The sequence below is a fragment of the Actinomycetospora chlora genome (genome assembly GCF_039542135.1).
GTDB classification, from domain to species: Bacteria; Actinomycetota; Actinomycetes; order Mycobacteriales; family Pseudonocardiaceae; genus Actinomycetospora; species Actinomycetospora chlora.
Map to the genome: position 1 here is coordinate 1 of NZ_BAABHO010000075.1, position 14,350 is coordinate 14,350.

Annotated in this window: 15 protein-coding genes and 1 pseudogene; 1 reads left to right on the top strand and 15 read right to left on the bottom strand. The window is 74.5% G+C overall.

Annotated elements, in window-relative coordinates; all coding sequences use genetic code 11:
• The 13 genes from ABD994_RS28720 to ABD994_RS28780 all read right to left on the bottom strand — a co-directional run.
• Window positions 1–653: hypothetical protein (locus ABD994_RS28720; protein ID WP_345424163.1), on the bottom strand; the 653-nt coding region annotated here is incomplete at its 3' end.
• A 98-nt stretch (window positions 654–751) separates the two neighbouring features.
• Window positions 752–1,636: a S49 family peptidase gene (locus tag ABD994_RS28725; RefSeq protein ID WP_345424166.1), complete on the bottom strand. Its 885-nt coding sequence runs from the start codon at window positions 1,634–1,636 to the stop codon at window positions 752–754.
• 22 nt (window positions 1,637–1,658) lie between these two features.
• Complete coding sequence (locus ABD994_RS28730; RefSeq protein ID WP_345424169.1) at window positions 1,659–2,861, bottom strand: histidine kinase; 1,203 nt, start codon at window positions 2,859–2,861, stop codon at window positions 1,659–1,661.
• A 5-nt stretch (window positions 2,862–2,866) separates the two neighbouring features.
• Window positions 2,867–3,727: an Fpg/Nei family DNA glycosylase gene (locus ABD994_RS28735; RefSeq protein ID WP_345424172.1), complete on the bottom strand. Its 861-nt coding sequence runs from the start codon at window positions 3,725–3,727 to the stop codon at window positions 2,867–2,869.
• A 17-nt stretch (window positions 3,728–3,744) separates the two neighbouring features.
• Complete coding sequence (locus ABD994_RS28740; RefSeq protein ID WP_345424175.1) at window positions 3,745–4,200, bottom strand: hypothetical protein; 456 nt, start codon at window positions 4,198–4,200, stop codon at window positions 3,745–3,747.
• A gap of 9 nt (window positions 4,201–4,209) precedes the next feature.
• On the bottom strand, window positions 4,210–5,868 hold the full coding sequence (locus ABD994_RS28745) for a class I adenylate-forming enzyme family protein (RefSeq protein WP_345424178.1): 1,659 nt from the start codon (window positions 5,866–5,868) through the stop codon (window positions 4,210–4,212).
• Window positions 5,869–5,889: 21 nt separating this feature from the next.
• Window positions 5,890–6,735, bottom strand: coding sequence for an alpha/beta fold hydrolase (locus ABD994_RS28750; RefSeq protein ID WP_345424181.1), 846 nt, complete (start codon window positions 6,733–6,735; stop codon window positions 5,890–5,892).
• Window positions 6,732–7,133: a helix-turn-helix domain-containing protein gene (locus ABD994_RS28755; RefSeq protein ID WP_345424184.1), complete on the bottom strand. Its 402-nt coding sequence runs from the start codon at window positions 7,131–7,133 to the stop codon at window positions 6,732–6,734. Before ABD994_RS28755 ends, ABD994_RS28750 begins: the two co-directional genes overlap by 4 nt.
• Before the next feature lie 2 nt (window positions 7,134–7,135).
• Window positions 7,136–7,468, bottom strand: coding sequence for a hypothetical protein (locus tag ABD994_RS28760; protein WP_345424187.1), 333 nt, complete (start codon window positions 7,466–7,468; stop codon window positions 7,136–7,138).
• 95 nt (window positions 7,469–7,563) lie between these two features.
• Window positions 7,564–7,755 carry a hypothetical protein gene (locus ABD994_RS28765; RefSeq protein WP_345424190.1) on the bottom strand — a complete coding sequence of 64 codons (192 nt, stop codon included), beginning with the start codon at window positions 7,753–7,755 and terminating at the stop codon, window positions 7,564–7,566.
• Between the two features lie 181 nt (window positions 7,756–7,936).
• The gene (locus ABD994_RS28770) at window positions 7,937–9,718 is read right to left on the bottom strand and encodes a PHA/PHB synthase family protein (protein WP_345424193.1); all 1,782 of its coding nucleotides are present in this window, start codon (window positions 9,716–9,718) and stop codon (window positions 7,937–7,939) included.
• Between the two features lie 116 nt (window positions 9,719–9,834).
• Complete coding sequence (locus ABD994_RS28775) at window positions 9,835–10,689, bottom strand: methyltransferase domain-containing protein (RefSeq protein WP_345424196.1); 855 nt, start codon at window positions 10,687–10,689, stop codon at window positions 9,835–9,837.
• A 184-nt stretch (window positions 10,690–10,873) separates the two neighbouring features.
• The gene (locus ABD994_RS28780) at window positions 10,874–11,482 is read right to left on the bottom strand and encodes a hypothetical protein (RefSeq protein WP_345424199.1); all 609 of its coding nucleotides are present in this window, start codon (window positions 11,480–11,482) and stop codon (window positions 10,874–10,876) included.
• 257 nt (window positions 11,483–11,739) lie between these two features.
• On the opposite strand from ABD994_RS28780, the gene ABD994_RS28785 reads away from it, so the two are divergent.
• Complete coding sequence (locus ABD994_RS28785; RefSeq protein ID WP_345424202.1) at window positions 11,740–12,993, top strand: alpha-hydroxy acid oxidase; 1,254 nt, start codon at window positions 11,740–11,742, stop codon at window positions 12,991–12,993.
• On the opposite strand, the gene ABD994_RS28790 is transcribed toward ABD994_RS28785, so the two are convergent.
• Window positions 12,990–13,469, bottom strand: a complete 480-nt coding sequence (locus ABD994_RS28790; RefSeq protein WP_345424205.1) for a nitroreductase family deazaflavin-dependent oxidoreductase — start codon at window positions 13,467–13,469, stop codon at window positions 12,990–12,992. The genes ABD994_RS28785 and ABD994_RS28790 overlap by 4 nt on opposite strands.
• Window positions 13,470–13,486: 17 nt before the next feature.
• Window positions 13,487–14,350: pseudogene (locus ABD994_RS28795) on the bottom strand (hypothetical protein); the annotation flags it as partial.

The window sequence follows — 14,350 nt, forward strand, 5'->3', positions numbered from 1 at the left end:
GCCGGCAGCCCGCCGCCCACGCCCGGTCCCGCGGGCGACGCGGGCACGCCGCCGCGCACCGGCGCCGCGTCGGGCACCGGGCCGACCGAGGCCCGCCCGGCCAGGCCGTCGACCGCCGACGGAGCCCGACGGGCGGCCTGCCCGGACTGCTCGAGGTAGGCGCGGTAGGCGCCCTGGGCGGCACGCTCGTCGGCCTGGGCGGCCTGGAAAGGGGCGAAGCCGTCGGGCGGCCCGCCCGTGGCGAGCGCGCCGGCGAGACCCGGGCCCCCCGGAGGTGCCCCCAGCACCGGCAGCGCGGGCGCCCGCGGCGGCCCGACGAGCGACTGGACGCGCGCGAGGGCGTCGCGCACCCCCTGGAGGCTGCCGGCCTGCCCCGTGACGGCGTCCCCGAGCCGGCTCATGCGCGCGACGAGCGTCCGGACGTGGTTCGCCGCGGCCTCGGCGTCCCGGCCGCGCCAGGCGGTCCCCAGCCGGCCGTGGGCGCGCTCGAGGCGCTCCGCGGCGACCCGCAGCTCCTCGCCCCGGGCGGCGTGGCGGCGGCTGGCCGAGTCGAGCGCGGCCGGGTCGGCACCGTCGTGGACCCAGCGGTGGATCAGCTCGTGGCTCAGCGCCGACGTGTCGCGCCCACCCCACGGGACGTCGGGGACCGGCACGGTCCACCACCTCCCGCGCGAACCGGGGGACGCCCTGACCGGGAGAGCCTAGGTCCGTGCGGGCGACGGCGGGAGTCGAATCGGGCCCCGGAGAACCGTCACAGCCCGAAGCGGCTCCACAACGCCCGGTGCTCGACCCACTCCAGCGCGCTGCCGATCGGGTCGATCAGCGCGGTCGCCGGGGCCGCCGCCGGCCCCAGGACACCCCCGAGCCCGAGGCGGGCGAGCAGCGGGCGCCGCGGCTCGACCGTCACCGGCTCGGCGTCCGGGAAGCGCCGGGCGAGGACGTCGCGGGCGGTGCCGAGGTCGTCGACGAGCCCGAGCTCCTTGGCCCGCCGCCCCGTCCAGACCTCGCCGGTGAACAGGTCCGCGGTCTCGTCGAGGGAGTCCCCCCGCCGCGACCGCACCCACTCGATGAACAGCTCGTGCAGCTCGCCCTGCATCCCGAGCAGCCACTCGACGTCCTCGGCCTTCTCCGGCTGGAAGGGGTCGAGGCGCGCCTTGTTCGCGCCCGCGGTGTGCAGGCGGCGCTCGATGCCGTAGCGCTCGATGAGCCCCTGGAGCCCGAACCCGCCCGACACGACGCCGATGGACCCGACCAGCGACGTCGGGTGCGCGTAGATCTCGTCCGCGGCGCAGGCCAGCCAGTACCCGCCGGAGGCGGCGACGTCCTCGCAGAACGCCAGCACCGGCACCTCGTGCTCCCCGGCCAGGCCGCGGATGCGGTCGGCGACGAGCGCGGACTGGGTGGCCGACCCGCCCGGCGAGTTGATGACCAGCGCCACGGCCTGCACGCGGTCGGCGGTGAACGCCCGGCGCAGGGCGTCCTCGACGGCGGTGATGTTGATGACCGCCCGCGGCACGGGCCCGGACGTCGCCGCGATCACGCCCTGCAGGCGCACGACGCTGACCGTGCGCTGGCCGGTGGCCGCCGCCAGGGGGCCGGGCAGGACCGAGGACAGGGAGGGGCCGAATCGCACCATGTCCTCGACCCTATCCGCGCTGCTACACGCGCACCCCGGCGCGGAACTTGGGGACGCGCAGGATGATCTTGGTGCCGGCGCCGCGCTCGGTCTCCACGATCAGCCCGTAGTCGGGACCGAAGGCCGAGCGCATGCGGTCGTCGACGTTGCCGAGCCCCACGTGGGCGCCCGAGAGGTGGGCATCGCGGTTCTCCTCGGTGAGCGCCTTCGGGTCCATGCCCACGCCGTCGTCCTCGACGATGATCGTGCACTCCGCGCCCGAGTCCTCCGCCGTCAGCGACACCGTGCCGCCGCCGGGCTTGCCCGACAGCCCGTGGCGCACGGCGTTCTCCACCAGCGGCTGCAGCGCCAGGAACGGCAGCACCACCGAGAGCACCTCGGGTGCGACCTGGACCTTGACGTTGAGGCGGTTGCCGAAGCGGGCGTGCTCGAGCGCGAGGTAGCGGTCGATGTTCTTGAGCTCGTCGGCCAGCGTCGTGTACTCGCCGGCCTGGCGGAACGAGTAGCGCGTGAAGTCGGCGAACTCCATGAGCAGCTCGCGGGCCCGCTCGGGGTCGGTGCGGATGAACGAGGCGACGGTGTTGAGCGCGTTGTAGATGAAGTGCGGCGAGATCTGGGCGCGCAGGGCCCGGACCTCCGCGCGGTTGAGCCGGGCGCGGGACTCGTCGAGGTCGGCGAGCTCGAGCTGGCTCGACACGTACCGCGCGACCTCGGCCGACGCCCGCAGCAGCACCGGGCCCGGGGTGTCGGCGCTGACCGCGGCCAGCGTCCCGGCGACGTTGCCGTCCACCTCGAGCGGGACGACGACGATGCCGCGCACCGGGCAGTCCTGCGACCCGCACTCGATGTCCTTGCGGCTGGCCACCTGCTGGCGGCCCGTGCGCATGACCTTCTCGGCGTACTGGCGCACGTCCAGGCTGTGGTGCTCGGCCTCGCCGTCCCAGGCCAGCGGCACGCAGTCCGAGCCCGTCATCGACAGGGCCTCGGTGTCGAGCAGGGTGCGCAGGTAGGGCACCGCGAACTGCGCCGACCCCTCCGAGAGCCCCTCGCGCAGCGCCGGCGCGGCCAGCGACACGGTGTGCAGCGTCGAGAACGTCGCCCGCTCCAGGGGCGACGCGAACTGGTTGCGCCGCTTCACCCGCCGGTAGACCAGCACGGCGATCACCAGCGCCACCGCCACCGCGACAGCGGCGATCACGCGGGGATCGGTCAGCCAGCTGGGCACGGCACCTATTTGACCAGACGGGAGAGCCTGCGGTCCGCCAGCGCGCGCCCCTGTGTCTGGCAGGTGGGGCAGTACTGGAACGACCGTTCGGCGTACGAGACCTCGCGGACCGTGTCGCCGCACACCGGGCACGGCAGCCCCGTCCGCGCGTGCACCCGCATCCCGGAGCGCTTCTCGCCCTTCAGACGGGCTGCGTCCTGGCCCACGGCGCGCTCCACCGCCTCCGACAGCACGCCGATCATCGCCGCGTGCAGCCGGTCGACCGCCTCGGCGTCGAGCTTGCCGGCGGCGGCGAACGGCGACAGCTTCGCGACGTGCAGGATCTCGTCGGAGTAGGCGTTGCCGATGCCCGCGAGCACCTGCTGGTCGACGATCAGCGTCTTGAGCCGCTCGGTCCTCCCCGCCAGCAGCTCCCCGAACTCCGCCCGCCCGATCGACAGTGCGTCCGGGCCGAGCTTGGCCACACCGGGGACCTGCTGCGGGTCGTCCACGAGGTAGACCGCCAGGCGCTTCTGGGTGCCGGCCTCGGTGAGGTCGAACCCCGGGCCGCCGACGGTCTCGAGGTGCACTCGGAACTCGAGCGGGCCCTTGCCCGGCTTCGGCGGGGTCGTCGACGCCTGGTCGTGCCAGCGCAGCCAGCCCGCCCGCGACAGGTGGACCACGAGGTGGAGCCCGTCGAGGTGGACGTCCAGGAACTTCCCGTGCCGCGACGCGCCCGTCACCAGGCGGCCGGTGAGCGCCGAGAGCGGCGGGTCGAACGTCTTGAGCACGGTCATGCTCGCGAGGTCGACGCGCGCGACCGGCCGGGCCAGCGCGTGGGTGCGCAGGTGCTCGGCGAGGGCCTCGACCTCGGGCAGCTCGGGCACGTCAGCTCACCAGCCCGTCAACTGACCGGCTGCAGCGGACTGTCAGGGGACGCGGGCGTCGCCCGGGTCTCGAGGCTGCGGATCGTCTGGGTCATCTCCTCGCGGGCCGCCGCAGTGCCGCGGACCCAGCCGACCCAGCGCTCCGGGGCCGAGCCGTCGGCCCCGCCCGGCGTCTCGGCGACGAGGGTGCGCGGGCGGCGCAGCACCCAGCGCCCGGGGAAGAACGCGCCGATGAGCAGCAGGAGCAGCCACACCCACCACGGCACGACGACGCCCTGGCTGCCGGTGAACCACCAGGCCAGCAGCGCCACCCACAGCAGGCCCATGATCGAGACGATGCCGATGGCCGCGAGGCGCCCACCCTGCATGTCGTGCTCGAAGTCCTCGCCCGTGGAGGGGTCGACCCACTCGAGCTTCTGGCGCACCATCCACTGCCGTCCGTCGGCGGCGCGCACGATACGGATCCGGGCCATGGGTCCAGCCTAGCCCGCGTTCCCTCCCTGCTCACGGCGCCAGACGGGCGCGCCGAGGTCACCACCCAGCCGGTCACGCAGCTCGCGCTTGAGCACCTTGCCCGCGGCGGAGACCGGCAGCACGTCGACGACGTGGACCGCGCGCAGCCGCTTGTACGGGGCGACCTGCTCGTCCAGCGCCGCCGCCAGCGTCGCGCCCAGGCCGGAGCCCGCCTCCTGGCCCGGTGCGAGCACGACGACCGCGACCGGCTCCTCCCCCACCGCCGGGTCCGGGCGCCCGACGACGGCGGCCTGCGCCACCTCGGGCCGGGCGACCAGCAGCTCCTCGAGCTCGCGCGGATACACGTTGTAGCCCTTGTAGAGCAGCATGTCCTTGGCGCGGTCGACGATCTCCAGCTGGCCGTCCTCGCCGACCACGCCGATGTCGCCGGTGCGCAGCCAGCCGTCGACGAGCGTCTCGGCGGTCGCCTCCGGCCGGTCGAGATAGCCGGCCATCACCTGCGGGCCGCGGGCCCAGACCTCGCCCGCCTCCCCCGGGGCGGCGGGCGCGTCCGGCGACCCGATGCGGATCTCGGTGTCGGGCACCGGGACGCCCACCGTCCCGACCCGCCGGTGCGCCGAGCGCGCCGTGGCGCCGAGGGTCAGGCCCATCGTCGCCTCGGTCATGCCGTAGCCCTCGACGATGACGGCCTCGGGCATCCGCGCGGAGATGCGGTGCGCGAGCGCGAGCGGCATCGGGGCCGCCCCCGAGGTCACCGTCCGCACCGAGGTGAGGTCGCGGCCCGCGGCCTCCGGGTGGCTCAGCAGGGCGTGGAACAGCGGCGGCGCGCCGGTGACCGTCGTCGCCCGGTGGGTCTCGACGTCGGTGAGGAGCCGGACGGGGTCGAAGCGCTCGTGCACGATGCTCGTCGCGCCCGACACCACGGCGACGCCGATCCCGCCGATCGTGCCCATGGCGTGGAACCAGGGCGCGACGGCGATGCCGACGCCCTCGCCCAGCCGGATCGGCCACTCCTCGGGCGGCCCCACCTGCTCGAGCCCGACGTCGCCGGCGACGCCGGGCACGGGCCGTGCGCCGCTGCCGTGGCAGGCGTACTGCAGGACGTTGCTGACGACGTTGGCGTGCGTGAGCACCACGCCCTTGGGGCTGCCGGTGGTGCCGCCGGTGTAGGCGAGGTGGGCCCGCGCCACGACCGGGTCGATGTCGACGACCGGCGGGTGCTCGGCGTCGCCGGCGCCGTCGACGCGCACGCCGTCGGTCGGCAGGAACGGGACCCCGGAACCCGTGTCCTGCAGCCCGATCACGGCGACGGCGCCCGCGTCGGCGAGCTGCGCGGCCACGCCGTCGGCCGGCAGCTGCGGGCTGACCGGCGTGAACGTCGCCCCGGCCAGCAGGATCCCGTAGTAGGCGATCGGGAACGACAGCACGTTGGGCAGGTGCACGCCGACGACGTCGCCGGGCCGCACGCCGCGCTGCTGCTGCAGGTGGTGGGCCAGGCCGCAGGCCGCGCGCCACAGCCCGGTGTAGCTCAGCTCGCGGCCGTGGTGGCGGAACGCGACCCGGTCGCCGTAGCGCCGGGCCGCGCCGTCGAGCAGGGCCCCGACCGGCACCTCCGGGTAGGACAGGTGCTCGGGGACCCAGGTGCGCCAGCCGTCCGTCACGGTCACCGGACGGACCTTAACGATCGTTCAGCTGTCGAGGAAGTCCTCGAGGACGGGCCCGAGCTCGTGCGGGCGGGTGAGGATGCCGACGTGCCCGCCGTCGTGCAGGTGCACCGTCGCCCGCGGCAGCAGCGCGCCCATGATGTGGGCGTTGACCACGGGGATCACCGGGTCCTTCCGCCCGTTGAGCACGAGCGTCGGCGCGGCGATGAGCGGCAGCACCGGCAGGCTCGTCCACGTCATCAGCGCTGTGAGCTGGAACAGGTAGCCCCGGGTGCGGACGCGGCGAGCCCGCGAGAACACGGCGTCGACAGCCTGCTGGTCCTCGCCCACGTAGATCTCGGCGCCGGCGTCGTGGCGGTAGCGGCGGTCGTTGTAGCGCCGCGGGGTGAGCATCTTGGCCAGCACGCTCAGGCGCGCAGGCACCATGCAGGCGCCCATCCCGGTGCTGACCAGGGCCAGCCGGCCGGTGCGGTCCGGGTGCTGCAGCGCGAACTGCTGCGCGATCCCCCCGCCCCACGACAGGCCGAGGACGTCGGCGCGCGCGTAGCCGAGACGGTCGAGCAGGCCGGCGAGCAGCGCGGCCAGCCCGGCCATCGGCAACGGCACCCACGGCAGCGGCGACCCGCCGATGCCGGGCACGTCGAAGCGGACGACCGGGCGCTGCGGGTCGAGCGCATCGACCAGCGGCTGCAGGAACTCGAGGCTCGCGCCGATGCCGTTGACCAGCACCAGCGGGCGGCGGCCCGCGGCGCCGGGCCGGTGGGCGACGTGCAGGCGCTGCCCGGCGACGGTGATGTCGGTGATCACCTCGTCGGCGAGACCGCGCCCCGCGTCCGGCGTCGGGTCGGGCAGGGCGGCGAGCGCGCTCACGACGCGCCACCGGCGGTGTAACTGCGGTACACGGAGATCAACGCCTCCTTCTGCGCGTCGGAGAGCCGCGAGTCGGCACGGATCGCCCGTTCGGTCGAGGTGTCCGTGACGCCGACGCCGTCGGGGTGCCCGACGCCGTTCCCGGCGGCCTGTTCGCGCACGAGGCCGGCCTGCAGCAGCAGGTTCTCGGCCGAGATGTCGAGGGCCTCCGCGATCGCGTGCAGCACGCGGACCGACGGCTCGTGCAGCCCTCGTTCGATCTGGCTCAGGTACGGGTTGGAGATGTTGCTCAGCGCGGACAGCTGGCGCAGCGAGAGCCGCGCCAGCTTGCGCTGGCTACGGATGAACCCGCCCAGGGCGCGGCGGTGGTCCTCCCACGCACCCCCCGGGCCGGTCATCGTCAGCGCCGGGCGCCGGGCGGGGTGACCATGACCGAGCGCAGCGAGGGCGCGACGGCGTCGAGCACGTGGTGGGCCGCGGCGCGCTGGGCCTCGAGCATCTGCACGCCGGTGTCGTAGAAGCGGTCGACGGCCTCGCCCGCGGACTGGGGCAGGCGCGCGGCCAGCTCCTGCGGGCGGGCCTCGCCCAGCGAGCCGCTCAGGCCGGGGACGCCGCGCAGGACGGCGGACCAGCTCTCGGCGACCGATCCGGCGAGCCGGAGACCGGCCTCCTGGACCTGGGCGATCACGTCGAGCGCCTGGTCGCGGGTCTGGTCGGCGGTGGGGGTGGCCATGGGTGGATCCTCCGCGTCGTCGGTGACGTGCTCAGTTTACCAAGCAAGCCCGCCACGACGACCGGACGACGTGATCGTGGCCACCCTGCTGTGGGTCATCCCACCGGCGGCAGGGCGGCCACGAGGCACGCGTGCTCCTCGACCGTGCGGGCCGCGCATGCGTCGCACCCGCAGCGGGCGTGACGGCTCGCGAGCAGCAGGTCCAGGCGCAGGAACAGCTGGTCGTACGCGGAGCCGACGGCGTCGTCGACCTTGCGGCGCAGGGCGACGGAGGCGTGGCGGTTCATGGGGCACCCCGGGTGTGGAGGCGGCGGCGGACAGCGGTTGCACGAGGCGAAGCGACATTGCGCTCCGTGCAACACGGTGACGAGGCCGGACGGCCCCGTCAACCGTGGATCGACCCGCGGACCACCGCCGTTACCCAGGGTTTGCCGGGTGACTCGCGGCCGGGTGCGCTACCCGCGGGTACTAGCCGTTCCCGAGCACGTACGACCCCGGGGCGTCACCCAGGGGCGGGTACGCGTCGGAGCCCGTGGGCGGCGGCGTGCGCATCCCGCCACCGCGCTCGCCCATCCAGTCGCGCCACGGCTCCCACCAGGAGGCCTTGACCTCACTGGCCCGCTGCAGCCAGGTGTCGGCGTCCGGCGCGGCGTCGCCGCCGACGGTGCCGAGCCAGTACTTGGCCTTCTTGCCGGGCGGGTTGACGACGCCCGCGATGTGGCCGCCGTTGGACAGCGTGAAGGTGACGTCGCCACCGAGCAGCGAGGTCGACTGGAACGAGGTGCGCCACGGCGCGATGTGGTCGTTGATCGCGGCCACGATGAAGGTGTCGTTGGTGATCGACTTGAGCGACAGGTGCTCGCCGAGCAGCTCGAGCTCGCCGCGGGACAGCTCGTTCTCGAGGTAGAAGTGCCGCAGGTAGAACGCGTGCATCTTCGCGGGCATCCGCGTCGAGTCGTTGTTCCAGGCCAGGATGTCGAACGCCGGCGGCGTCCGGCCCTCCAGCCAGTTCGGCCCGACGTAGTTGAAGATCAGGTCGTTGGCGCGCAGGAGGTCGAACGTGCTGGCCATCGACTCGGCGGGCAGGTAGCCGGTCTTGGCCATCTTCCGCTCGAGCCGCTCGACGATCTCGGGGTCGACGAAGCTCGAGACCGGCCCCGGGTCGGAGTAGTCCAGCAGGGTGTTCGTCAGGGTCAGGGAGTTGATCCGGTCGCCCTGGCCGCGGGCGTGGAGCATCGCGGTGGCGATGGTGGCCATGAGCCCGCCCAGGCACAGACCGACGAGGTTGACCTTCTCGGCGCCGGTGATGTCCTGGACGACGTCCAGGGCGGACAGGTTGCCGAGCTCGAGGTAGTCGTCGAGCCCGGTGTCGGCCATCGACTCGTCCGGGTCGCGGTAGCTGATGACGAACACGGTGTGCCCGGCCTGCACCGCCCACTCCAGGAGGCTGCGGCCCGGGGAGAGATCCATGATGTAGTACTTGTTGATCCACGGCGGGCTCACGAGGATCGGGATCTCGTGGACCTCGTCGGTCTGCGGCTCGAACTGGATGAGCTCCATGAGCCGGTTCCGGTAGACGACCTTGCCGGGCGTCGCCGCCAGCTCCTGGCCGACCCGCAGGTTCGTGCGGTCGACCTGCTGCGGGCGGCCCTGGTTGGTGGCGAGGTCGTCGAGGAACTGGCGGAACCCGGCCACCACGCTCGACCCGCCGGTCTCGAAGGCGCGCTTGAGCGCCGACGGGTTGCCGGGCAGCACGTTGGTGGGCGACAGGACGCTGCCCAGGACGTCGGCGAGCATCGAGGCCCGCTCGCGGGAGGACTCGTCGAGACCCGCGGCGTCGACGAGGTCGTGCAGCGTGCCCACCAGCGCGAGGTACTGCTGGCGCAGGCCCCAGTAGACCGGGTTCTCCTCCCACGTGGTGTCGGAGAACCGGCCGTCCTTCTCCACCGGCACCGGCCCGTCCGCCGACGAGCCGAACACCCGCGCGAGGGCGGCCGTGCCGATGCGGGTGGCCAGCGCGGCGTGCGAGGCGGCCACCCGCCCGACGTCGGCCGGGTGGGTGAGCAGCCCCTGCGCGAGCTGCACCACCGTACGGCCCCACAGGGCCGGGTCGACCTCGGCCAGCAGGTCCGCCGGCACCACCGACTCCAGGGTGGTCGCGAGGTCGACGTTCGCGCCCGGCAGGGCGGGGACGCCGCCGCGGTCCCACGGGATCGAGCTTGGCTGCGCTGCGTCTCGCTGCACGGTCATGTCGGCGACCTCCACGTCGACTCCACGGGACGCGCCGCACCTGGCGCGTCCCGGGAGTCAGTGTGCCCCGCTGGGACCTGGGTCACACGGTTACCGACGAGTCATGGACACGGATCTCAGCCCGCGAGCGGACCGCGCTTGCGGGCCACGATCCCCTCGTAGAGCAGGGGACTGCGGTCGGTGGCCAGGCGGTGCTGGAAGCGTTCCCGGCGCACCACCTCGAGCGCCCCGGAGCGGATCGACTCGCCGATCATGCCGCCGAAGCCGGTGGTGTCGGTGTCCTGGAGGAACGCGTCCTTGATCGTGAGGACGATCCAGCCCCCGTCGTCGACGAGGTCGTAGGCCGTGCGGAACGCCTGCGGCGGGATGTCGCCGAAGCCGAGCGCGGCCACGACGGTCAGGGCGTTGAGCCGGTGCGCGGCGAGCTCGTCCCGCTCCGCCGCGGGCAGGGCCGTGAGGTCGGCGACGTGGTAGTCGGCGTAGAGCCCCGGCCGGTCGCGGTGGGCGGCGTCGCGGGCCTCGGGGAGGATGTCGACGCCGACCGCGTAGGGGACGCCGATCGCGGCGAGCTCCTCGGCCATGATCCCGTTGCCGGCGCCGAGGTCGAGCACGCGCAGCGTGTTCGCGCCGGCGCCCTCGGCGTCGAGGGCGTCGCGCAGCAGCCCGACCATGAACCGCGGGGAGTCGCAGGCCAGGACGTCGTAGAAGATCTTCTCGTAGAGGCCCGGCACCCGGAAGATGCGGTCGTAGTCGTGGAAGCGGTACTCGCCCCACGAGCCGTCGGGCTCGGCCACGACGCACCACTCGTCGTCCTGGCTGTACTTGCTGCCCGGCTCCGGCAGCGCCAGCCGCAGGGACGCCCGCGCGGTGTCGAGATCCACCGGCGGGGTGGCCGCCGCGCGGGCGGGTGGCCGCCTGGCGACCTCGTGCTGGTGCTCACTGCTCGCGCCGTTGACCGCCGTGGGTGCCATCGAGACCTCTTCCTCCCGGTGCCGCCCACCCGGGGCGACGCAGCTGGACGCGGGCAGGGGACTACACCCGCGAGGAGCATCACGCGCCTCGATCGTCGTCAGGCGTCACGAGGGGGGTCAAGGCAATGGCATCAACGTCACGCCGCCACGCGATCACCCAGGGTGACCGCCGTGGCCTGACCGCCTACCCCCAGCGACCGCCACCCTGGGGACCCCGCGGGTCGTACCGCGACGTCCGGTCACCCTGGTTGGGGTACGGGTCGGCGTAGGGGTCACGCTCGTAGGTGCCGTATCGCTGGTCGTAGCGCCCCTCGTACTGGCGCCCGCCCCAGCCCGCGGACGTCACGGGACGCACGGCCGTGCGGGAGACCCCCGAGAGCATCGAGATGATCGCCAGGCCGATCGCGGCGTAGAGGATCGCGGTGGCGATGTGGTCGACCACGCCGCCCGCGGCGAGGAACACCTGCAGCAGCAGCACCGCGAGCACCAGCAGCACGATCGCCGAGAAGAACGTCGCCGGGCGCGGTGTGGTCAGCAGCAGCAGGTGCAGCAGCGCCGTACCCGCCAGCGCGGCGATCACGGCGCACACCGGGATGATCGTCAGCGCGTTGTCGACCAGCGCGCCGCTGCGCTGCGCGGTCTGGATGCCCAGGTCGAAGACGTTGGAGAGGATGAGGACGCCGACGATCGCGATGCCGGCGGCCACCACCGCCGTCGCGACCCCGCCGGCCCACAGCCGCTTGCCGACGACCTCCACGTCACCGTCGTCCCACGAACGCTGCGGGTAGCTCACGACCCTCGTCCTCCCACCGACCACCGGCCCACCCCTCGGTGGCCCGCGACGGTTGTACCGCACCGGCCGCCGCCACGGGCGGGCCACGCCGCTGCGCTCCGCCGCCCCGGACTCCCGCTCCCCGAGGTCGAGCTCCCCTATCGGCGTGCTCCCCCATCTGCTCCGTCTCCCGCTTGACGCCACGCGCCCGGCGACGTTCGGTGGGTGGCGGCGCCCGCCGCCGCGGGCCGGGAGACTCAGCGAGAGGACGTGGGTCGATGACGCCCCCGCAGGCCGGCCCCACCGGGCCGGTGCCGCGTACCCCCCGCCGGCTGCCGCGCCCGTCGGAGCTGCGGCCGCTGCTGCGGCTCGCGCGCCCCGACCCGGACCCCGTGCGGCGGCGCCTCAACCGCGCCCACACGGTCGCCGACCTGCGCGAGATCGCCCGCCGCCGCACCCCGCGGGCAGTGTTCGACTACGCCGACGGCGCCGCCGAGGGCGAGGTGTCCCTGCGCCGCGCGCGGGCGGCGTTCGCCGACCTCGAGTTCCGGCCGTCGGTGCTGCGCGACGTCTCGCACATCGACACCAGCACGACGATGCTCGGCGGGCCGACGGCGCTGCCGTTCGCCTTCGCCCCCACCGGCTTCACCCGGATGATGCACCACGAGGGCGAGCCGGCGGTCGCGCGCGTCGCGGGCCGGATCGGGGTGCCGCACACCCTCTCGACCATGGGCACGACCTCGCCGGCCGACCTCGCCGCGGCGGCACCGGACACCCGGCGATGGTTCCAGCTCTACCTCTGGCGCGACCGCGCGGCGAGCGCCGAGGTCGTCCGGCGGGCCGCGGAGGCCGGCAACGAGGCGATCATGCTGACGGTCGACACCCCCGTCGGGGGCCGGCGCCTGCGCGACGCCCGCAACGGGCTGACGATCCCGCCCGCGCTCACCGCGCGGACCCTCCTCGACATGGCGCGCCACCCGCACTGGTGGGCGAACGTGCTGACGACGGCGCCGCTGGAGTTCGCCGCCCTCACCTCGTGGGAGGGCACGGTCGCCGAGCTCATCGACACCATGTTCGACCCGGCGCTGACCCTCGACGACCTCGCCTGGCTCCGCTCCACGTGGAACGGGCCGCTCGTCGTCAAGGGCGTCCAGACCGCGGCGGACGCCCGGCGGGTGATCGACGCGGGCGCCGACGCCGTGGTCGTGTCCAACCACGGCGGGCGCCAGCTGGACCGCGCGCCGGTACCGCTCGAGACCCTGCCCGCGGTGGTCGCGGAGGTGGGCGGCGAGGCCGAGGTCATCCTCGACACGGGCATCACCTCCGGCGCCGACATCGTCGCCGCGGTCGCCCTCGGGGCCTCGGGCTGCCTGGTCGGGCGGGCCTACCTCTACGCGCTCATGGCCGGCGGCGAGCGCGGCGTCGAGCACCTCGCGGTGCTGCTCACCGCGGAGATTCGCCGGACCATGGCCCTGCTCGGCGTATCGTCGATCAAGGACCTGACGCCGGACCACGTCCGCCTGCGCGGCTAGCGCCTCCGGGTGAGGACCACGAAGGGGATCGTCCGGCCGACCTCGTCGGCGCGGCGGCGGTAACCGGCGAACGACCCGTAGGTGGCGACGGCGGCGGGCCACAGGCGCTCGCGCTCCTCGTCGCGGGCGATCCGGGCGTGCACGAGACGCACCTCGTCGCGCAGCTGGACGGTGGTGTCCGGGTGCGCGCGCAGGTTGTGGAACCACGCCGGGTGCCGCGGGTGCCCGCCGTACGACGCGACGATCACGAGGTCGTCCGGGTCGTCGGGATGCGGGAAGTACAGCAGCGGGGTGGTCCGCGGCCGTCCGCTGCGGGCGCCGACGTGGTCGAGCAGCAGCATCGTCGGCAGCCCGGGCAGGGTGTGCCCGAGTCGGCCGCCGGTGCGGCGGTAGAGGGCGATGTGCGCCCGCGTCACCGCACCGACGACCGGGGCGAGACGGTCGAGGGTGCGGCCGAAGGCCCGGGTCGAGACCATCGGCGCACCCTAGGCCGTCAGAGCGTGAGCAGCCGGTCGAAGAACTCCCGGTAGCGCTGCACCGCGCGGCGCATCTCCTCGGTGGACGGGTCCCCGCCGAGCGCGGCGGGGTCGAGCGCGCTGCGCTGGCTGGAGAACGTGCGCGAGAGCTCCTCGAGCACCTCGCCCACCAGCCCGTCGGCCCGGGACACCGCGTCCTGGGGGCGGTCCACGAACATCAGGCGGACCTCCTCCCACTGCGAGCGCCACTGGTTCGCGCGGTCGGCGTCGATGATCGTGCCGCGCGGGGCGTCGCCGTCGCCCGCCCCGCCGTGGCCGCTGTCGTGCCCGCCGGCCGCGCCCCGGTCGGACGTGGCCGGCTCGCCCGGTGCGTCGCCCGCGTGGTCGGGGGGCCCGGGGTAGGCGCCGGGCTGCCCGCCCATGCCGGCCCCGGGCTGCTGGACGTACTGCTGGCCCGGCTGCTGGGCGTACTGCTGCTGTCCGGCCTGCTGCTGTCCGGCCTGCTCGCCGTGGCGCTCGGTGAACGGGGTGCCCTGCTGGCTCCCGTACTGCTGGCCGCCGGGCTGCTGGCCGTAGGGGTCGGCCTGCGGCGGGGCAGCGTACTGCTGCTGCCCCCCGGGCGCGGCGTGCGGCTGCGGCTGCCCGCCGTACTGCTGGCCGGGCTGCTGGCCGTACTGCTGCTGGCCGCCGTACTGCTGGCCGGGCTGGCCGTGCTGCTGACCGTACTGCTGCTGGCCGTGCTGCTGGCCGCCGTACGGGTCGCCCTGCGGTGCCCCCGGCGCCGGCCGGCCGTACTGCTCGGTCTGCTGGCCGTACTGCTGCTCGCCGTACTGCTGCTCGCCGTACTGCTGCTCGCCGTACTGCTGCTCGCCGTACTGCTG

Excerpts from the sequence above, each read along its gene's own strand:
- ABD994_RS28740 (WP_345424175.1), bottom strand. The coding sequence starts at position 4,200 with ATGGCCCGGATCCGTATCGTGCGCGCCGCCGACGGACGGCAGTGGATG.
- ABD994_RS28790 (WP_345424205.1), bottom strand. The coding sequence starts at position 13,469 with ATGGTCTCGACCCGGGCCTTCGGCCGCACCCTCGACCGTCTCGCCCCG.
- ABD994_RS28785 (WP_345424202.1), top strand. The coding sequence starts at position 11,740 with ATGACGCCCCCGCAGGCCGGCCCCACCGGGCCGGTGCCGCGTACCCCC.
- ABD994_RS28775 (WP_345424196.1), bottom strand. The coding sequence starts at position 10,689 with ATGGCACCCACGGCGGTCAACGGCGCGAGCAGTGAGCACCAGCACGAG.
- ABD994_RS28770 (WP_345424193.1), bottom strand. The coding sequence starts at position 9,718 with ATGACCGTGCAGCGAGACGCAGCGCAGCCAAGCTCGATCCCGTGGGAC.
- ABD994_RS28760 (WP_345424187.1), bottom strand. The coding sequence starts at position 7,468 with ATGGCCACCCCCACCGCCGACCAGACCCGCGACCAGGCGCTCGACGTG.
- ABD994_RS28765 (WP_345424190.1), bottom strand. The coding sequence starts at position 7,755 with ATGAACCGCCACGCCTCCGTCGCCCTGCGCCGCAAGGTCGACGACGCC.
- ABD994_RS28725 (WP_345424166.1), bottom strand. The coding sequence starts at position 1,636 with ATGGTGCGATTCGGCCCCTCCCTGTCCTCGGTCCTGCCCGGCCCCCTG.
- ABD994_RS28755 (WP_345424184.1), bottom strand. The coding sequence starts at position 7,133 with ATGACCGGCCCGGGGGGTGCGTGGGAGGACCACCGCCGCGCCCTGGGC.